This is a genomic window from Ohtaekwangia sp., from assembly GCF_036568665.1.
Lineage (GTDB): Bacteria > Bacteroidota > Bacteroidia > Cytophagales > Cyclobacteriaceae > Ohtaekwangia.
The window spans coordinates 1-19311 of record NZ_DATCSD010000388.1; the positions used below are offsets into that span (position 1 = coordinate 1).

Annotated in this window: 18 protein-coding genes; 7 read left to right on the forward strand and 11 right to left on the reverse strand. The window is 44.4% G+C overall.

What is annotated here, in order from left to right:
- Positions 1-151 precede the first annotated feature (151 nt).
- The 7 genes from VIN08_RS22575 to VIN08_RS22605 all read right to left on the reverse strand — a co-directional run bounded on the left by VIN08_RS22575 (position 152) and on the right by VIN08_RS22605 (position 5607).
- Positions 152-358 (reverse strand): DUF350 domain-containing protein, encoded by a 207-nt coding sequence (locus tag VIN08_RS22575; RefSeq protein WP_331970148.1) that lies wholly within the window; start codon positions 356-358, stop codon positions 152-154.
- Between the two features lie 14 nt (positions 359-372).
- A complete protein-coding gene (locus tag VIN08_RS22580) occupies positions 373-552 on the reverse strand; it encodes a hypothetical protein (protein WP_331970149.1) in 180 nt (59 codons plus the stop codon).
- 2 nt (positions 553-554) lie between these two features.
- Positions 555-1814 carry a DUF4178 domain-containing protein gene (locus tag VIN08_RS22585; protein WP_331970152.1) on the reverse strand — a complete coding sequence of 420 codons (1260 nt, stop codon included), beginning with the start codon at positions 1812-1814 and terminating at the stop codon, positions 555-557.
- Positions 1801-2436 carry a hypothetical protein gene (locus tag VIN08_RS22590; RefSeq protein WP_331970155.1) on the reverse strand — a complete coding sequence of 212 codons (636 nt, stop codon included), beginning with the start codon at positions 2434-2436 and terminating at the stop codon, positions 1801-1803. Before VIN08_RS22590 ends, VIN08_RS22585 begins: the two co-directional genes overlap by 14 nt.
- Position 2437: 1 nt before the next feature.
- Positions 2438-2833 carry an S-adenosylmethionine decarboxylase gene (locus VIN08_RS22595; RefSeq protein WP_331970157.1) on the reverse strand — a complete coding sequence of 132 codons (396 nt, stop codon included), beginning with the start codon at positions 2831-2833 and terminating at the stop codon, positions 2438-2440.
- A 781-nt stretch (positions 2834-3614) separates the two neighbouring features.
- Positions 3615-4271 carry an SGNH/GDSL hydrolase family protein gene (locus VIN08_RS22600; protein WP_331970160.1) on the reverse strand — a complete coding sequence of 219 codons (657 nt, stop codon included), beginning with the start codon at positions 4269-4271 and terminating at the stop codon, positions 3615-3617.
- Positions 4272-4362: 91 nt separating this feature from the next.
- A complete protein-coding gene (locus VIN08_RS22605; protein ID WP_331970163.1) occupies positions 4363-5607 on the reverse strand; it encodes an MFS transporter in 1245 nt (414 codons plus the stop codon).
- 143 nt (positions 5608-5750) lie between these two features.
- Between VIN08_RS22605 and VIN08_RS22610 the strand changes: the two genes are divergently transcribed.
- Complete coding sequence (locus VIN08_RS22610; RefSeq protein WP_331970166.1) at positions 5751-8093, forward strand: glycoside hydrolase family 3 N-terminal domain-containing protein; 2343 nt, start codon at positions 5751-5753, stop codon at positions 8091-8093.
- Between the two features lie 210 nt (positions 8094-8303).
- Positions 8304-10124, forward strand: a complete 1821-nt coding sequence (locus VIN08_RS22615) for a heme peroxidase family protein (protein ID WP_331970168.1) — start codon at positions 8304-8306, stop codon at positions 10122-10124.
- Between the two features lie 250 nt (positions 10125-10374).
- On the opposite strand, the gene VIN08_RS22620 is transcribed toward VIN08_RS22615, so the two are convergent.
- The 4 genes from VIN08_RS22620 to VIN08_RS22635 form a co-directional block, all read right to left on the reverse strand.
- Entirely contained in the window at positions 10375-10779 is a 405-nt protein-coding gene (locus VIN08_RS22620; protein WP_331970171.1) for a VOC family protein, read from the reverse strand.
- Between the two features lie 120 nt (positions 10780-10899).
- Entirely contained in the window at positions 10900-11712 is an 813-nt protein-coding gene (locus VIN08_RS22625; RefSeq protein ID WP_331970174.1) for a helix-turn-helix transcriptional regulator, read from the reverse strand.
- A gap of 44 nt (positions 11713-11756) precedes the next feature.
- Positions 11757-12536, reverse strand: coding sequence for a DNA-formamidopyrimidine glycosylase family protein (locus tag VIN08_RS22630; RefSeq protein WP_331970177.1), 780 nt, complete (start codon positions 12534-12536; stop codon positions 11757-11759).
- Positions 12537-12681: 145 nt separating this feature from the next.
- Positions 12682-13092, reverse strand: coding sequence for a hypothetical protein (locus VIN08_RS22635; protein ID WP_331970180.1), 411 nt, complete (start codon positions 13090-13092; stop codon positions 12682-12684).
- 273 nt (positions 13093-13365) lie between these two features.
- Here VIN08_RS22635 and VIN08_RS22640 point away from each other — a divergent pair, with 273 nt between their 5' ends.
- The 5 genes from VIN08_RS22640 (at position 13366) to VIN08_RS22660 (ending at position 19248) form a co-directional block, all read left to right on the forward strand.
- Entirely contained in the window at positions 13366-14292 is a 927-nt protein-coding gene (locus tag VIN08_RS22640; RefSeq protein ID WP_331970182.1) for a LytTR family DNA-binding domain-containing protein, read from the forward strand.
- A 140-nt stretch (positions 14293-14432) separates the two neighbouring features.
- Positions 14433-14567: a hypothetical protein gene (locus VIN08_RS22645; protein WP_331970185.1), complete on the forward strand. Its 135-nt coding sequence runs from the start codon at positions 14433-14435 to the stop codon at positions 14565-14567.
- A 45-nt stretch (positions 14568-14612) separates the two neighbouring features.
- Positions 14613-17015 carry a TonB-dependent receptor gene (locus VIN08_RS22650; protein WP_331970188.1) on the forward strand — a complete coding sequence of 801 codons (2403 nt, stop codon included), beginning with the start codon at positions 14613-14615 and terminating at the stop codon, positions 17013-17015.
- A 447-nt stretch (positions 17016-17462) separates the two neighbouring features.
- The gene (locus VIN08_RS22655; RefSeq protein WP_331970191.1) at positions 17463-18062 is read left to right on the forward strand and encodes a hypothetical protein; all 600 of its coding nucleotides are present in this window, start codon (positions 17463-17465) and stop codon (positions 18060-18062) included.
- A gap of 10 nt (positions 18063-18072) precedes the next feature.
- Complete coding sequence (locus VIN08_RS22660) at positions 18073-19248, forward strand: nucleotidyl transferase AbiEii/AbiGii toxin family protein (RefSeq protein ID WP_331970194.1); 1176 nt, start codon at positions 18073-18075, stop codon at positions 19246-19248.
- Positions 19249-19311: the final 63 nt, after the last annotated feature.

Here is a 19311-nt window from a genome sequence, read left to right on the forward strand (position 1 = left end):
AATTGTGTTACCGAATCGCCTAATAAATAACTGGCCAACGTACCCGCTACCAGTTCGTAGATGAGTCCGCAGGTGGCAACAATAAAAACGGAAATGAGCAGCAGCCATTGAAAGCCACTGGCTTTATCTCCCGGAGTAGTCATACAATAGATTAACTGTGTATAGCAGAGCCAATGATGATGCCCATCGCGATCATGAATGCTCCGGCAACAATGGCGAGGGCTATGTTATTTTTTTCGATGATCTCTTTCCAGAGATTTTCGGGTGTAATCTTTTCGAAGAACCAGAAGCAGATTCCCAGTATAAAGATCCCGACCAGTGAAAAGATTACCGATGCGAGTACATATTTCCATTCCATAGTATTAGTTGTTTTTATTTGTGGTAAAAATATCCTCTTCCTGTATGATGGCCGCGTGTGCTTTGCTCATGTGTAGTGGTGGTGGGATTAAACCAGCGCCATCCTACCATGCCTGAGTATATATATAGCAGCAACACTACAGTGGCAAAGCCAAGATAGTATTTAAGTCCTTTTAATTCGTTCCAGCTTATCATGCCTATTCGGTTACATAAGGTGAATAATCACTTTCGCTCCAGCGTTTTACTTCAATCATTTGCCTGCGTATAAGGTAAAAGATGGGAAATGCCATTAACAATAATAACGTTACCCAGAAGTTTACGAGCATGCTTACGTTTCGTGTTACCTTAATCGAGAACGTCTGGTATGTGGTGCTGAACTCCGGGTATACATTGATGTGGTAACGCCCTCCGGGAATCTGCGAGATCAAGGCCTTGCCGTGCGTAGATCCTTCTGACCAGCTATAGCCATCTTCTACACCGGAATAGTATTCAACATCTTTTGAAAAATTATACTCTACACCGGTTTGCTCATTGATCAACGAGAAGTCTGCATAGAACCAATCGTTCGTCAATGGTGCATATATATCAAACTCCAGGTTGCCTGTGCTTCCGCTAATATCGAACGGATGCGATACCAGAAACTTCTGATCGGAGAGTGCTTTCTGATCAAAGTCTTCATTGAAGACAACGTCTTCTGTTGCGACAAAGGAGAAGTAAAATTGCGCGAGCACTGCGACAAAGAACAGAATAACTGTAAGTGAAATCAGCGACTGACTATTGAAGGATGTAGATATAGGTTGGGTATAACCTCTTCCTTCTTTTGCCGGAAGTTTACTTTTGGGTATATTAAATGCAGCAGCTATTTCCTTGGGAGAGCAGTATTCTCCTTTGCACCACAGTACACTGTCATCGCTTTTTTCAACTGTCAGAAAAAAGGGAGGTGCTATATATTCATGGTTGTAAGTTGTCTCTGTTAAGTCCACTACATCGAAGAAAAATTCTCCGACCGCATATTGTACTTCTGCATGATATTTCTGATAGATGCGATAGTGTTCCTGCTCAAACATCAGGTCGTGATCGGACTTGTTGCCAACCGTTCGTGGATTCTCTTCTATAGGCCATACAAAATTCCAGTTGCCCTCATATTCTGCCAGGAACGCATAGCCTTTGTATGGGTTGAAGAGTAAATATTCACGCCACGAGTAATGATACTTTGTTTCGCGCTTTACTACAAAGCCCATCACTTCATATACAATACCATCAAACCTTCCTTTGGCTCCTATAGGTATAGCGGGCTCTACTTTCTTTTTAAAGACAGAAGCTGCATTGTTCCAGTCGCCCAAACGCATGTAATACCCGCAGCCGGAACAAGTCATCGCAAGTGTCATGGCTTTGCCACGCACCGTGTTTACGGTGTTGCAATGATTACAGGTTACCGTATAGTTATTTCCACTCATTCCACTCCAGGATATTAGTGAGTTTCAGATCTTCGGACGAAACCCTTTCGCCCGTCAATATATCTACGGTGTCGCGATATATAGTAAAGATGGCAGTCTCACCGCTATCACGGCTGGCCTGCACGACAAAGAACCCTGGTCGAAATAAATTCCACGGACCGATTTCTCCTTCGAAGCGAAGGTTCTCGCATCGCTCCACGTATTCTCCCTGCATAGCTATATTTCCTCCGAGATGAATGGTCTTGCCGGCCCGTAGCTTGGTAGCATCGTTCTTATAGCGCTGCCACGAGGTAGTGAATACCCGAAAGCTTCCGAACGACTCTGCGATCCAAAGACATTTGCCGGTGCTATATACTGCACACCAGAAGTTTTTATAGTCGTTGCGTAATTGAAGGCGAACCCGGCCCACGATGGTGAAAGCATTGTTCTTATACTCTCCGGCAGATCCGATCTGCAGAAAACTCCAGTCTTCCGGAACCTTGGCAACCAGGAGCGGTTCATCGCTCGCATTCTCGGTGATCACCATCGAGCAAACGCGGCACACGATCATGGAGGCGTCTTCCACCGAAACAACATGTACGGTGCTGCAGCTTGGGCAACTATAGAAAGCGTTTCTTTTCACGTTAGCGATTAATGATTTGTTCGAAGAGTATATCGGCTTCAAAGAAGTCCTTTACGGCTTCGTACAGCCCATGCGTTGTAGCACGATTGTCTCTCAGGTAATTGGAAAGAAACACATCGAACGTAGCGTATTGCTGCTCCGGCCAGGTGTGTATGGAGAGGTGTGATTCGGTGAGACAAACCACACCGGTATATCCACCACCGGGAAAGTTATGGTATACTTCACCTACCTGCGTAAGCCGGAAGGCATGTATCTGTGTTTCGATGAAATCTTTAAAGTTGTGGTAATCAACAAGCTTTGCCACGTTGGCAACCGATAGGTTGGCCACGATGTGCAAACCAGGTACTGCGGAGCGCGCAGCAGGAAGGGGTACAGGTAGCGATTCTGGGATGTTCAAGGGAACAACGTTTTGGTAAGGTTACTCATTTTTTACGACCTGTTCAAATTACGCACCAATGGCCTATGCGTTCCGCTTTGATAGATGCGGAAAGTGAACCTTCCCAATTACAAACTATATATTCTGGAAATAGTAAAGGATATGCAGGTGTTTTGCAGAATTTACACGGGATAGTGTGGCTTGTCGGCCGACTTCGATGGCTGTCCTGCAGGGATCATCCCCCATGATACACCTGCAGGAACCACCGATAAGATTGTATATATACTTCGTTGATTCGAACTATATATGTATACTTTATTTCCTCCGGAAGAGTACTTCAGATCAGTTCTGTTGTATGCTGTTCGTGCATACGCCTGACAAAAGAATATAACTTTATACTATAACAAAAGACCCTGCGCTCAATTTTAAGTATAAAATCTTTTACACCGTGAAAGCAACGTTTGTAACGCAGATTGTATTAAGTTCTTTTTAAGAACATTTTCAGATTTTAAGGGGCAAATGCTGGCGTGTAGGGGAAAGGTGGCGATGAGAAGCAAGGAGTAAGAATGAAGGAGTAAGGAGAATGGGAGAAGTTCTGTTGGAAGATCGGATAACGGATAACGATTAACGAATATCGAACAGGGAACATCGAATGGCGAAGGGAAAAATGTACTCACGAATAACTGTTAACTGAATATTGAGCAAGGAATATCGATCAACGAATGTCGAAGTATAGATGCCCGCTTTTAACGGATAACGTGTAACGAATAATTGTTAACTACTAACAATTAACGTGTAACGGCTAACGCCTAACAGCCGCCAATATCTGCTCCACCCACTCGCTATACATCTTCCCCGAAGGATGTAGTCCATCGGTGGCTACGAGGTCGGGCTCAGTAAATCCTCTGCGGGAAATATCGGTGATGAAGATATAGGTTATACCGAGTTTCTCTGCGATGGACTTGTTTATAGCATTAAAGTCATCTATACCCTGACTGATGAATGCCTGCTTTTCTTTTCCGAAAGGGGTATAGCCGTAATCGGGTATAGATACAACAAATACATGCGATTTTATGCCGCCTGCCAATTGTATAGCGGTGTGCAGCAGCTCTTCAAATTCAGGAGCGTAGCTCTCAGCAGATTTACCCTGGTAGTAATTATTCACGCCAATTAGCAATGATACCAATGTATATTCCGGTTTTAGATGGGCTTCTGTTATTGCTCGTTTCAGATCGTCTGTGCGCCAGCCGGTGGTGGCAATGATTCTGGGGGCCGTGCCATCTATACCTTCCTTGTGCAAGGTTTCGAGCAACTGCACGGGCCATCGTTCATTGGGAGAAACACTTTCTCCAATAGTATAGGAATCTCCGAGTGCCAGGAATTTTACCGGTTCAACAATCTGTAGTTGTGCCATACTTTGCTGCGATATCATCATCAATATCACGATAAACTTGTTCATACTCAAGCGAAGTGTTTGTATGAACGAACGTACGCAAAAAAGAAAGAGGATGGTTTTCGGCCATCCTCTCTTTTATATAGTAAGGTATATATTAAGCAGGTACTGCTTCTTTCTTACGGTTCTTCATATAGATAACCAGTCCGGTGAAAGCCACTACCAGTATAATCGGAATAACCAGTGTTACGTTAATAATCTCTGGTCCGGCAGCTTTCTTCGCTTCTGCGAGTAATGCTACTTTATCGGCATCTGAAACACCGGCAGGAAGTTTACTTTCCACCAGGTTGTTATAGTATCCGCCCATAAAGATGAGGTATAGCGATACGGCAAACATACCGGCACCACCCATAAAGTTGAGTCCTACGGCACCGGTCTTTGGAAGATTTTCAGCCACAAAGCCGATCATCGTTGGCCAGAAGTAGCAAACCCCCATACCAAATACCAATGCACCGATAAAGATCATATTGCCCGAAGTATGACCGAGCAGATATAGTCCTACTACCGATAATATAGCGGAGATCAACAATACACCTTGCGGAGAGAAGCGATGCACTACAGGTTCTGCCAATCCTCTTCCTACCACCATTACACCCGTTGTGAGCGTAAGGATAAGTATAGCATTGTCGGTTACACTTTTCAGGAGTACATCGATCCACTGGCCGGTAAACAATTCTGTGATAGCCGTACCGAACATACAGATGATCATAAAGATGAACAGCGGACTCAACACGGCCTTATACATGTCACCGGTTGAAACACCGGAGGCTACACGTTCCGTTACCGGGAACTCCAGCTTGGAGAAGAAATATCCATAGAGTACAGTCGGTATAATCATAGTGGCCACTTGTATCTGCCAGCCTAATCCGATCTTCGTAAAGAAGAATGCGATCAATGTACCGATCACGATACCACCGGGGAACCACAGGTGAAAATGATTCAGCTTGGTAGTTTTGTTGTCGGCATAAATCGTGGCAACGAGCGGGTTGCAAGCTGCTTCTACCGTTCCGTTGGCTATACCGATCAACAGCGTTGAGAGGAATAAAGACCAGTAACCGGTAGCGAAAATAGTGAGTACTATACCGAGCAGGTGAAATACAAAAGCAATGAGCAGCAATCGCTTCATGCCGATGATATCCACCACCATACCTCCGATAATTACTGCGAGGGGAAATCCCCAGAAAGCTGTAGCGGTAATGACGCCAAGTTGAGCCGCATTAAGATTGAAAGTAGTACCGAGTTCATTCAGGATACCAGCACGGATACCGAACGACAGGGATGTTACGAGTAGCGCCAGACAGCTTGCCCAAAAGAGCCGGGAGCGATCTATGGATTGTTTCATGGACAAATAGGTTTAAGTTTCGAAGGCATGAATATGCTGGGAATTTTTTTCTTCTGCAACACAATTAATACCGTAAAAAATATTTTTAAATCGATTGCAAAGTATGCTAAAACTCTTCATCTTATGGTCGAAATGACTATAATATGCGCCTGATACCTTACCTGATCCTGCTCATCGGAGTGCTTGCCTGTTCTAAACCTGCATCCGATAAACCTGCTTACAAAAATCCTGAACTCTCTGCTGAAGAGCGTGCTAAAGACCTGTTGAGCCGCATGACGTTGCAGGAAAAAACAGCGCAGATGCACTGTGTGTGGAATGATAAAGCCACTATGCTGCTCGACTCTGCCGGTAACTTTGATGTTGAAAAAGCCAGGAAGAATTTTAAGGATGGACTCGGTCAGGTTGGAAGACCCAGTGATACAAAGGGCGGGCTTGATCCTTATAAGACTGCGTTACTCACCAACGCTATTCAGAAATATTTTGTAGAAGAAACGCGATTGGGCATTCCGGTTTTTTATCATGAAGAATGTTTACATGGTCACGCAGCGAAAGGTGCCACCAGCTTCCCTCAACCTATAGGATTAGCCGCAACATTTAATCCTGCCCTGATCGAACAGGTATTTACCCTCGTTGCCAAAGAGGCGCGCTTGCGCGGAACGCACCAGGCATTATCGCCTGTAGTAGATGTAGCGCGCGATCCGCGTTGGGGCCGGGTAGAAGAGACCTATGGCGAAGATCCATACCTCGCGGGAGAGATGGGAGTAGCGGCTGTAAACGGTTTTCAGGGCGATGGTACATTTGCCAGTGGCGAGCGTGTAGTGGCTACGTTGAAACACATGGCTGGTCATGGCTGGCCTGAAGCCGGTAATAATATAGCACCGGCCAATGTATCGGAACGCGTGCTGCGCGAAGTATTCTTCTATCCCTTCAAACAAGTAGTGCAGCGTGCACATCCGGGAAGTCTGATGGCTTCTTATAATGAAGTAGATGGTGTACCCTCGCACGCCAATAAGTGGATGCTGCGCGATATACTTCGCGGTGAAATGGGCTTTACAGGATATGTAGTGTCTGATTACTATGCTGTGCGTGAGCTGGCTGATCGTGAAGGTTTATTTGGAAACCATGTAGCCGCGAATGGCGATGAAGCCGCGAAGCTTACGATTGAAGCCGGAGTAAATATAGAGTTGCCGGAGATCGACTGCTTTAAGAACCTCGATTCACTGGTGCAGAACAAGATCATTGCCGAGTCTGTTATTGATGAACTCGTGCTGAAGATGCTGGAGTATAAATTCCGCATGGGCCTCTTCGATAATCCGTACGTAGACGCGGAAAAAGCAAAAGCATTTATAGGCAGCGAAGAAAACCGGAAGCTGGCACACGATGCTGCTTTGCAGACGATCACCTTATTAAAGAATGAAAAGCAGGTTGCCCCGCTTAAACGCGATAAAGTAAAACATATAGCGGTGATCGGCCCCAATGCCAATCGGTTTTTACTGGGAGGTTATAGTGGTGAGCCAACATTCTTCACCACAGTATATGATGGGATAAAACAAAAAGCTGGCGATAAGATAAAGGTATCATATAGTGAAGGATGTAAAATTACAACCACCAGTGGCTGGAGTCAGGATAAAGTAGAAGTGCCTTCACCGGAAGCGGATCGTCAGCAGATAAAGGAAGCTATAGCATTGGCGCGCACAGCTGATGTAATTATACTGGCTATAGGACAGAACGAACAAGTATCGCGCGAGGCCTGGAGCAAGGAGCACATGGGCGATCGCACAACACTAGACCTGGTAGGTCGCCAGGATGAACTGATTGATGCGATGGTAGCAACCGGTAAACCTGTAATTGCCTTTGTATTCAATGGAAGTCCGTTGTCGTTTAATAACCTGGTAAAGAAGGTACCCACTATATTTGAGTGCTGGTATATAGGACAGGAGGCAGGTAATGCCGTGGCCGATGTACTTTTTGGTGATTACAATCCGGGCGGTAAACTTCCGATCACCTTTCCACGCTCTGCCGGACATATACCTGCATACTATAATTATAAACCGGCTGCACGCAGAGGTTATCTCTTCGATGATGTGAGTCCGCTATATTCGTTTGGTTATGGCTTGAGCTATACCACCTTCGAAACAGGAGAACCGGTTCTCTCCAATGCCGCTATAAAAATTGGTGACAGTATAAATGTTACTGTTACCGTAAAGAACACCGGAACGATGAAAGGAGATGAAGTAGTGCAACTATATATCCGCGATAAAGTAAGCTCTGTAACACGACCTGTAAAAGAACTGAAAGACTTTAAACGTGTAACACTCGAACCTGGCGAACAAAAAACAGTAACGTTCTCCATTACTCCCGAGAAACTTTCCTTCTACGATATCAACATGGCCTGGACGATTGAGCCCGGGGAGTTTGATATCATGACCGGTAATTCTTCCCGCGACCAGGATTTGAAACATGCGTTGTTAACCGTTAACCGTTAATCGTTATCTGTTAACGAATAACGGATAAGGGTTGCTGTTGCCTTTCATTAGAAAAAAGTATATATTCGTTTTATACGTAAGAGCCCATCATCTGCAGAGAGAACCTTTGCCGTTGATGGGCTTTTTGCTTTTGCATGTTTACATGTTTGCACGTTATTATATCCGTTGTCGGTAAGCTATATATTGTGAATACCCTTAATCTATATTTATATGCCTACAAAAAAAACATCTCTCAAAAAAACAACAGCCAAGAAGGCAGCCCCCAAGAAGTCGAGGGCGTCTGCCAGTGTATCCAAGAAGGTCGCAGTAAAAGCGACAGTAAAAGTTACCAACATCGCTGATCAGCTCTTCAAAACGTTTACGGCAAAGCAAACACCGAATCCGGTGCCTCTCAAGATTACTGATCTGGAGAAACGCATCGTTGATCTCAAAATCAAGCCGGCTATAGATCCGAAGAAATTATTGATCAGTATAAACAAGATCAATCCCAATCCTGCTATTCCGGTAGCAAAGATGCCGGAAGATGTACGGAAATCGCTCACGGCACTCAAGCCCGGTACCAAGCGTTTTCATGGAGCGAAAATATCACTCGCATGGTTTCCGTTTCCTTCTGTCTTCTCTATATGCAGCGATAAGTTTGGCTATATGTCGACATCATCGGTACGCAGCGCAAGTAAATTACCGTTTAACCTGACGAACCAGGTATTACTTGGACAACTCGGTGATCTGATGGGTGACCCTGAACGTGATGTTGGTGCCGACTCAACGATACCCTCCGGGTATACATACTTCGGTCAGTTTGTAGATCATGATATAACATTCGATGTTTCTTCCTCGCTCGAAGTAGAGACCGATGCTACTACCATCAACAACATGCGTACTCCTGCGCTTGATCTGGATTCATTATATAGTCGTGGTCCTGCGCTTGATCCGTTCTTATATAGTTTTCCGGCTTCCGGTTCTACAGCAATAAAATTTTTGCTGGGTTCCAATTCTAATTTCGGAGCCGGTGGCCCGGGCGGAACTGGTGGATTTGGCGGTATGCAAACACAAAACGATTGGGATGTGCCACGCGCAGCATCAACCAATACTGCAATGATTGGTGATCCGCGCAATGATGAGAATCTTATTGTAGCGCAGTTCCATCAGGCAATGCTTCGCTTTCATAACCAGGTAGTAGATATGCTGGAGCTCGCAGGTTTCTCCGGAGATATATTTGTGGAAGCGAAGAAAATTGTAACGCATCATTATCAATGGGCTGTAGTGAATGATTACCTGAAAAAGGTATGTGGTGCTGCTGCTGTAACCAGTGCACTCACCACTGTAGCAGCGTCAGTCGGAAGTACCTTCCGCATGCCGGTAGAATTTTCAGTGGCAGCGTATCGCTTCGGGCATAGTATGATCCGGAATAATTACTGGGTAAATTTCAATTTCCCCAATGCTACCCTGGGTCAGGTATTTGAATTTAATCGCAATCCACGACTCCCTATATTTTCTAACTGGGTGGTTGATTTCAATGCGTTCTTCGGTACAGGCGTAGTGGTACCGGTTAATAACAAGGCCCGCAAGATTGATAGTATTATGGCGAACGGACTCGAAAGTATACCGGGAGGAAGTGGCATCATGGCTGTGTTAGCCACACGCAATTTACGCAGAGGTCTTGCACTCGGTTTACCCAGCGGACAAGGTATGGCTAACTCATTTGGTATAACTCCGATGACAACCGCGCAGCTAACGCAGGGGCTACCCGCCAATGAAGTAGCGGTACTAAATTCCAACGGAGGAATATTGTTGCAGAAGACTCCACTCTGGTATTATGTGTTGCGCGAAGCTGCTGTACTGCGCAGCGGAAATCAACTCGGCCCGGTGGGAGCGAAGATCGTTGCCGATACATTTATCAAAATGCTGAAGCGTGATGCCAACTCATACCTGAATGTATCCGGTGGTTTTACTCCGATGTTGCCATCGGCAGCAGCGGGCGATTTTACGATTGCCGACCTTCTCATCTTTGCAGGTGTTACACAACCATAAGGCAAAATATACTGTTAGTCTCGTATAGGTTTGTTAGGTAAGGTGGAAGGGAGCAGCTTCGGCTGCTCCTTCTTTTTTTGAGTTCCATGTTTAAGGTTTCAGGTTCAATGTTCAAAAGGTGGTGGTTCACTTTTTACAATATATAGTATACCCAATACTTTATAACCCTTGAACTCTAACGCAACCTTGAACCATAACCTTTAAACCTTTAACCACAAACTTTGAACATTAAACATTAAAACCTCTAAACTTATTGAGAGAATACAAAAGCATCCATATACATAATCTCCCAATGATGACCATCCAGATCGTAAAAACCGCGACCGTACATCCAGCCCTGGTCTTGTATATCGTTTGGTGAAGTGGCTCCTGCGCGAATGGCTTTGTTCACAAGATCGTCTACCTGCTCACGACTGTCTGCAGAGAGTGTGAGAATTACTTCGGTGGCTTTCGCGGGGTCGGTAACTTCTTTTTTCGTGAAAGTCCTGAAGAAATCTTTTACCAGTAGCATCACATATATATCTTCTGTTACAATCATGCACGTTGCATTCTGATCTGTAAACTGCGGATCGAATGTATAGCCCATCTGTGTAAAGAACCCGATAGAACGTTTCAGGTCTTTTACGGCAAGGTTTACAAAGATTTTGGTTCCCATAGGTAGTCCAGTTTAGATACTGCAAACTTAGTATAGTATAGCACGATGATCGTTGCCTGAACGCGACAATCTATAGGGTTGATTGCGACAATATAAATAGCGTGTTGAACTGGAAAATAATTACAGCAATACGGGAATAGTAGTAGCTGTTTCAGTTGCCTGCTTCTGAAATTGATAGGGGGAAGTGCCGGCAAACTCTTTGAATGTACGAATGAAATGCGACTGATCAGAATACCCGTTATCAAAAGCAACATCCGACAGGTTGCTATAGTTGTTGTTGATCAATTGTTGTAACGATGCCTGAAAACGACAAACCCTGGAAAATACTTTGGGTGTGATACCCACCTGTTGGCTGAACTTGCGCTCAAGACTTCTCTCGGAGATACTGAAGTGTTGCTGAAGATCGCGCAGCGTGATTTGCCCTCTGGATTGCATGATGCGTGTAACAACTTGTTGGGTTAGAACATCCGGATTCACCTGGTTCTTGCGAACTTCGTCAGTGATAAATGTAGTAAGTATAGCAAGCTGTTCGGTTGATGTGGCAGCATGAAGCAGTTGATCTTCAAGTGAATTACTTCTTCGGTTACTCCAGATGTTGGTGTCGAAACAAGAGTCGGTAAACTCATGTGCATCAAATCCAAAAACAGATTTCAGTGCATCGGGATGAAAACATATACCTGCGGTGCTAAACTTGCCTGTTAAATGAAGGCTTGTGCGTGTAATAGTTTGCCCATATAAAAAAGCAGGCGCGAGCGGATTACCAAATTCATCTTTGAACATTCCTTTCTCCGATGGATGCACCATAAATCCGGGACAGCCATCGGCCAGTGGGCCTAACGTTGTAGCAGTATCATCGCCATCATTTTCGAGCGTCCAGAAATACCGGACGTATGCGCGAAGATGTGGTGGCGGTGCCAGCTGCGTAAACTTCATGATTGATATAACGGGTTTGGTTAAACGATGTTACGATCACGCGGTCATTCGAACATTTCCTGTTCTTCGGTATAATATGTTACGCGCGAGTTTATACTGGTAGAAATAATCTTTCCACCGGTAGGGCTATGCGTTTTCTTTGAATTATGAATATCCAGAAAGTCGCGAACCTCACCGCTGATAATATCCGGTTCTTTCTTGAGGATTTGCTTCTCAGCATGTTTTAATACAGACTTGATTGACTTTGACAATCGTTTGACAGCAGCGTCTGATATTTTATTACCGATGGAGAAAGGAGATATCTTTGCATCCCACAGAATTTCGTCTGCATACGCATTACCAATACCTTTTATATTATGCTGATCAAGCAGTATAGTTTTGATATTCGATTTCTTTTTCTTTAACAGGGCCGTCAGAAAAGCAGCATTCACTTCTTCCGACATTGCATCGGGTACATCGCTGGGTTCGGGATTCAAGGTTACCGTAGCGGCTTTTTGAAAATCGGTCAGCACCAGTTTGGTATCGTCATTAAACACTACTTCCAGGATGGTATATTTCGGTTCTTCATCTTTATCCACGACATATAGTCTTCCCTTCAGCATCATGTGAAGCCGCAGTACATCGTCTTTCTTGAATTTGAAACTCAGTTCCTTGCCATCACGATATACTTCTGTCAAGGCCTGGTTGCCCAATGTTTTTATCAGCTCGGCTTCCGAAGCATTAGCTTTTTTGTCGTATACCAAATGTATATCCTTTACCTTTTTATTGTGAAGTCGTTTCTGTAGATTGATACTGAACGCCTGCAAGTCTGGTAATTCCGGCATAGTGATTTTCTTTATGGATTCAAATGTAAAATTTCACTCTATCCCCGTAGTACGCTGTGTTTTTGTAATAGTATACGAGAGACTCTATTCTTCCATCGGGTTTTATGGAAGAGCGTAATTCATAGACTGGCTTACGAAGAAATATCTATCCGGGTTTACCGGAAGATGTTTTCATTCCGAGATATTCTTTAGACGGATTTGTCCAGAGAAGGATGAGTATAAGAATGCCAAATATACCCGACTCCTGGCTCAATCCGAATAAGAGATCAATTCCTGTAACAATTACCGCGGGCCAGAACTTTCTGCGATTGACAAACCATAACAACAGGATGGTGAGTATCAGTGGCACCGACAACAAGCCGGCCAGTATAGCCATTTCCTGTTCCGTATTTTGAAGTCCGAACCGTTTACGCGTATACGAGACAAAACCCGCGAACAAAGTTTTGTCGTACGAATTTCGCGTGAGATAGTAAATAATCGGTATAAGAATAAGGCCCAGAAGCCTGAGAGCTCCCAGTGCCAGAATCACCCGTATCGTTCGTGGTCTTTCCTGCATGCTTTAATAATTCCGGAATATATACGTAAAGATAAAAACCATTCCTGATACGAGCCGCATTCCAGTCTTACACCCGAAGCCACCTCGCAAAGGTTTACGAATAAAATCGGTAGCCCGCGCGTTGTGTGTCAGCCTCTTCCGTTGTCAGAACAATTCATACCATTTCACAGTTATTGGCCCCACGAGTATCATTTGCTGTGTGCTTTTCGTAATAGAGCAAAGAAAACCTCGTTAACTTTGGTGCCTCCAAGAGAACCATTCACCCCAAAGACTATGAAAGCCACAGTGTCGCGAACCACCTTCGGGGCTCCCTTTCGCCCCATGATCAGATTTATAGAACTGATGCGCGCTCCATTTCCTTACTACCTGAATGACGATCGCAAGAATACGCTGCTGGCGGCTGGTATCAGTCTCTTTCTTGTAGCGTTCATGTTTGTGTTTCAACACTCGTATGTGCATAAGATATTCCTGATCAGCGGAATCACCTTTGTTATTCTCTTCCTCAATATTGTAATGCTGCCCAAAGTTGTTCCATCGCTTTTCGACAACTGGACGGTGGGTAAATATATAGCCTTTTCATTCTGGCAACTTTTGATGGATGGGTTTGCCATCGCTGTAGTGCTTGACCTGTTGAACTTCCATCCCGAGTCAACCCTGGGCGAAAAGATACTCTATATATATCCCAGTGTGTTAAGCAACGGAGTTATACCCTTGTCCATTGCAACGTTGTTGTTGAGAAACAATATGTTGCAGGAGAACTTACGGAGTGCTGTAAGAGCCAACCGGGAGCTGGACAAAATAAAACACCTGAAAGAAGATCCGGCACATACTCGTGTCAACGTCATCACCATCTATTCAGACACAAAAGAAACACTCGAGCTGCCATTGGCCGACCTGCTTTATGTGGAAGCCAGCGATAATTATTCGACCGTATATTGGAGAAACGGCCAGACAATTGAAAAGCGAATGCTGCGGATCAATCTCAAAAATATAGAAGGCCAGCTCGATAATTACTTTGCCATTCGCTGTCACCGGTCATTTATTGTAAATATTAATGCGATCGATCACGTTACCGGAAATGCCAACGGCTATAAACTTAGTATACGCGATACGAATTTCTCTGTGCCTGTATCGCGCGCCAAGGGAAAAGAAGTCATTGAAAAGATAGAGCAACTGCGTAATGTATTTGAGTTGAATTAGTCATTCGTCTCACAACGTTGTTACTTATACCAGGCGTTTGTAACTCATACCGAAACAGCCGCCACTCGCTACATTCACCAGTGGCAGTCCCACTATAAAACATTCATGCGCGTTAATGATGGCAAACAAACACATCGCGTATGAAACAGACTATCCATGCACACAGGAGTATAGATCATCCACTCCTGCATAATCACAACATTATCGTAGTCGCCCCTGTATCAGGGACACGTGCTGCTATAACAGCATCTCCAACCTTGAACATGAAACCTTAAACATTGAACCTGGACATCAAACCCTAAACAAAGAATTGAACCCCCATGAATTTATTTCAGACAATCCGGCTATGCGCCACCGCTATCGTGACGCTGGTATATATATCCCTGCAGGCGCAATCGACACAGACCATCCGCGGAAAAGTGATCGATGGTGTGAGTAATACACCACTCATTGGTGTAAGTGTAACGGTTATCAACCCGGACGGGAAAACTTTTGGAAGTGTAACCGATGAAGAAGGCCGGTATCGCATCGATCATGTTCCTACCGGGAGGCATACATTGCGCATAACCTATATAGGCTACGAAGAACAAACTATTCCCAATGTTATTGTTACTGCAGGAAAAGAAGTTGTGCTCACATTTAGTCTTACCGAAAGTATAAATCAGCTGAATGAAATAGTTGTTACCGGCAATGCCAGGAGCGACAAGACTGCCACGAACAATGATATAGCGGTGGTGAGTGCGCGCTCCTTCAATGTAGATGATACCAAACGCTATGCCGGGGCATTGGGAGATCCTTCGCGCATGGCAGCAAACTTTGCCGGTGTAGTAGGCGGTAACGATTCGCGTAATGATATAGTAGTGCGTGGTAATTCGCCTACCGGTATGTTGTGGCAACTGGAAGGATTGAACATTCCTAACCCCAATCACTTTGGTGCATTGGTTAGTACCGGAGGGCCGGTGAGTATATTAAACAACAACAACATTGATAAGTCAGATTTTATGACCAGTGCCTTTCCGGCGCAATACGGCAACGCAACGGCCGGGGTATTCGATCTTCGTCTTCGTGATGGTAACAATGAAAAGCACGAACTATTGGCACAGGTGGGCTTTAATGGTTTTGAGTTGGGAGCGGAAGGGCCGTTCTCTAAAAAATCAGGCGCATCGTATATCGCGAATTACCGATACTCTACATTGGGAGTATTTCAATCACTCGGTATACAATTCGGCACAGGCTCCAATACTCCGCTATACCAAGACCTAAATTTCAAAGTAAGTTTACCCACTACAAAAGGCGGCAAGTGGACTATATTTGGCGTTGGTGGTTTGAGTTCGATCGATCTGCTAGGCAGTGAAGCTGATCTTAGCAAGAACAACAATCTGTATGGCAGTGAAAATCGTGACTCCTATACGAACTATAGAACCGGTGTGTTGGGCGCGAGCTACGAGAAAAGTATAGCCAATACATACCTGCGCTTTACTGCCGGTGTAAGCGGTACACGCGAGAAGTTTGATTCGGATTCATTGGTACGTAACAGCGAGGATGAAGTGACTGACCGCTACCTGCGGGCGCAAGGCGAAATGAGTACACAAAAATACTCGTTCAATTTTCTGACGCGCACCAAGTTCAACGCGCGCAACAGCCTTACCTCCGGATTCTATATCGATGCTACACAATTCGATCTGCTCAACCGGGATATATATGCCAATCTTGACCGCGACTCTGTTCGGCTGGATGTAAACGACCAGGCTACGCTATACCAGTTCTATACCACGTGGAAGCATCGCTTTAATCAGCAACTTGTTTTTAATGCCGGTATACACGGGCAATACTATAGTCTTAACGAACAGTGGGCATTGGAACCGCGTGCCAGTTTGCAGTATATTATCAATGGAAGTCAATCGCTAAGTATAGGCTATGGCATTCATAACCAGGCGCAGAATATTACCACCAGCTTTATACAAACACGTACGGTCACGAGAGAGCTACTGCTTACGAATCGTAACCTCGACTTTACAACCAGTCATCACTACGTGCTTACTTACGACTGGAATATATCTGACAATCTCCGTTTAAAAGCCGAAGGATATTACCAGACATTAACACATGTGCCGGTAGAACAAAAGCCTTCGTCATTCTCGGCATTGAATACAGGAATGAGCTTTGGTATAGAAGATCAGGATAGCCTCGTAAACAAAGGCACCGGTCGGAACTATGGCTTGGAACTGACGCTCGAGCGATTCTTTAACAAAGGATATTATTTTCTGATCACCACTTCGTTGTTTGATTCGAAGTATAAAGGCAGCGATGGTATAGAGCGCAACACAACCTTTAATACCCAATATGTATTCAATGCACTGGGAGGGAAAGAGTGGCGGGTAGGAAGGGGCAAGAATTTTTTCTCTGTGAATGTGAAAGTCTCTACAATAGGAGGGAAACGACTTACTCCTATAGATTTCGGGAAGTCGCAGGTATTTGGCCGTACAATCTATAGGGAGAGTGAAGCCTATAGTGATCGGCAGACGCCATACTTCCGAACAGACCTTCGCTTCTCCTATCGTAAGGAGTATACGCGCAGTACATTGGAGGTTTCGCTCGATCTTCAGAACCTCACCAACAACAAGAATATATTTACGCAAAGCTATAATCCACGCACCAATTCGATTGTAACACAATATCAGCAGTCGTTCTTCCCGGTGCCTTACGTGCGATTTACTTTCTGATGACGATACAGGGGTAACCGGCCACGAATTGATGGTGATGATGGGACGTGTAGTGGCTGGTCTTTTTATGGTTCATTATTCAATGTTTAAGGTTCCATGTTAAAAGTTTGGAATGTGAATAAGAAGGTATATATAGTGAAAAGTTTGATGGCTTGGTTGGAGGATGTTTTTTGGATGGCGCTCTTTTATCTGGTGTCGGGTATATATGCGTATGTTTTTTTCGCAGAAGAGAGGCAAGCTATAGGGAGCATGGAGGATACAGAGATTAACACAGAGGAAGATCTTCTTCTGTGGATTTTTTTGTTGGATATGGATAACTTTCGGATTGTTTATAATAAGGTATAATCTTGATAGTCAAGTTGTAGAAACCTTGCAGAGTGCATGTTCTTTGAACGGTATGGAATATTTTCGACTTTGAAGTAATTTTATACTGCTGCGTATGGTGCCATGGAAGTGAAACGTATACCCTTTGAGATACACCTGACGGTTGAAGCATCTGCCGATGAAGACGTTGTGCGATTTATGGAGGTGTGCCTGCTGAATAACGGGAAACCGCTATTGATCGAATTATCACGGGGTGACTATGCGCATCAGCCCATGTTTAGCAGTGTGATTCATGCTGCCAGTCTGGAACAGGCTTTGATATCATCCAGGGCGTATATACAGTCATTCACAAAAAATAGCTTTCCGGTAAAACGGCTGAAGATCGAAGTGCCATCCGTGCATGCAGCCGATGCGGTATATATGGTACGTGAATCATTCAAGCCATATTATGAATGGCATGGCAAAGTAAATTACGAGCGGGTGCCAGAGCTGATTGCCTTATGTGAAAAACATCGTGTGCATCTGTCGTTAAATGCCTTGAGAGGCGAGAGCACCAGGCGTTTTGTAACCCTTCGCGATTTTGATACAGAACAAATATTTAACACACGTGTAGCAAATCTTAAGAAAGAACTTAATGAACAAAACTGGTATATACTAAAAGAACAATCGGAGTTTTGTATATACGATGATAATATAGTTTTGGATAATGGTTGGTTAGTATAATTTTTTCTTTGTGGATATATCAGAATCAAGTGGATTGCAAATGCTGGCGTATGAAGCTTTCATTCGAAGAGCTTCAGCGGTTGGTCTTCCTTTTATGCTGAAGGGCAGTTATGTCACGCGACAATATTTTCCTGATCCGGCAATGCGATTGCCAAACGATCTTGACTGGATATACCTGAATGTTTTAGAAAACGAAGAAGACTCACGCGCAAAGCTTGACGAATGGACTACACGCGTTACAGAACTAACAGTAGAAGATGGTGTGAGGTTCAGGAGCTTTCAGGAGAATGCATTCTGGCGAAGGATAGATTATGCCATGCACGATGATTTCCCCACGGTAAATACTGACCTGATGTGCTGGGTAGATGGTGAGAAATTGGATTGGTTAGGATTGGATATTTCGTTTAACCTGGACGTAGAGCCGCCTCCGGTTCCGTTGCTATATACTCCGCTGAGAGGAGAACCCTTTACCATTCCGTATTCAACACCCATTGCATTGCAGGTAGCCTGGAAGTTGCATCAGACATTGGTGAGGCCGCGATTCAAAGATATGTTTGATCTGATATATCTTTTGAAACATCCGCTGTTTGATGAGAAGGCATTGGGCCAGACGTGGCAGGCGTTGGTAAATGAGTGTGCAGTGGATAGTATTGATATCAGTCGGTTGAAGTATATAATTACCGGAGAGCTTGATCACTTCTATAATCAAACCACGATCGTTGATGCCTGGAATTTCTGGAGACATGAAATACCACTCCGGAATAATAATTACTACCACGACATTACTTACGAACATGCCAGCCGCACAACCGATGTGAAAAATATACCGGACAAGCTTAAAGATTTTAAAGAGCAGGTGCGCTACGCCATGAATCACGCTGGCTTTGATACAGACATGCTGAGCACGTTACCATCGGCTACACGTGCAAAGCGTAAATCGTATGAAAAGCAGAAGGTCGATGTAGAGGGGACAGTGCGGCCTGCCGCTATATCCAGACCGGAGTCAAATGTAGGTAACGCACCTATATCATCACCGGGTAACCCGGCAACATTTCAACGGGTAGAGGATATGCCGGAGTATAAACAACTTTACAAGGAAGCACGAAGTAAATTCTTTCGAACCGTTTTGTGGTTTGTATTACTTGTATTGATGTTTGTGCTTGTGATCGTGTTGTTGACTACTTGATCGTTGATTCACTTAATCTATATAATACATAATTTCAGTCTCAATCCAATCGCCTTTTTGACT

What these genes read in the sequence shown, in the direction of transcription:
- VIN08_RS22575 (WP_331970148.1), bottom strand. Translation starts at nt 358, where the DNA reads ATGGAATGGAAATATGTACTCGCATCGGTAATCTTTTCACTGGTCGGG.
- VIN08_RS22580 (WP_331970149.1), bottom strand. Translation starts at nt 552, where the DNA reads ATGATAAGCTGGAACGAATTAAAAGGACTTAAATACTATCTTGGCTTT.
- VIN08_RS22585 (WP_331970152.1), bottom strand. Translation starts at nt 1,814, where the DNA reads ATGAGTGGAAATAACTATACGGTAACCTGTAATCATTGCAACACCGTA.
- VIN08_RS22600 (WP_331970160.1), bottom strand. Translation starts at nt 4,271, where the DNA reads ATGAACAAGTTTATCGTGATATTGATGATGATATCGCAGCAAAGTATG.
- VIN08_RS22605 (WP_331970163.1), bottom strand. Translation starts at nt 5,607, where the DNA reads ATGAAACAATCCATAGATCGCTCCCGGCTCTTTTGGGCAAGCTGTCTG.
- VIN08_RS22610 (WP_331970166.1), top strand. Translation starts at nt 5,751, where the DNA reads ATGCGCCTGATACCTTACCTGATCCTGCTCATCGGAGTGCTTGCCTGT.
- VIN08_RS22615 (WP_331970168.1), top strand. Translation starts at nt 8,304, where the DNA reads ATGCCTACAAAAAAAACATCTCTCAAAAAAACAACAGCCAAGAAGGCA.
- VIN08_RS22620 (WP_331970171.1), bottom strand. Translation starts at nt 10,779, where the DNA reads ATGGGAACCAAAATCTTTGTAAACCTTGCCGTAAAAGACCTGAAACGT.
- VIN08_RS22625 (WP_331970174.1), bottom strand. Translation starts at nt 11,712, where the DNA reads ATGAAGTTTACGCAGCTGGCACCGCCACCACATCTTCGCGCATACGTC.
- VIN08_RS22630 (WP_331970177.1), bottom strand. Translation starts at nt 12,536, where the DNA reads ATGCCGGAATTACCAGACTTGCAGGCGTTCAGTATCAATCTACAGAAA.
- VIN08_RS22635 (WP_331970180.1), bottom strand. Translation starts at nt 13,092, where the DNA reads ATGCAGGAAAGACCACGAACGATACGGGTGATTCTGGCACTGGGAGCT.
- VIN08_RS22640 (WP_331970182.1), top strand. Translation starts at nt 13,366, where the DNA reads ATGAAAGCCACAGTGTCGCGAACCACCTTCGGGGCTCCCTTTCGCCCC.
- VIN08_RS22645 (WP_331970185.1), top strand. Translation starts at nt 14,433, where the DNA reads ATGAAACAGACTATCCATGCACACAGGAGTATAGATCATCCACTCCTG.
- VIN08_RS22650 (WP_331970188.1), top strand. Translation starts at nt 14,613, where the DNA reads ATGAATTTATTTCAGACAATCCGGCTATGCGCCACCGCTATCGTGACG.
- VIN08_RS22655 (WP_331970191.1), top strand. Translation starts at nt 17,463, where the DNA reads ATGGAAGTGAAACGTATACCCTTTGAGATACACCTGACGGTTGAAGCA.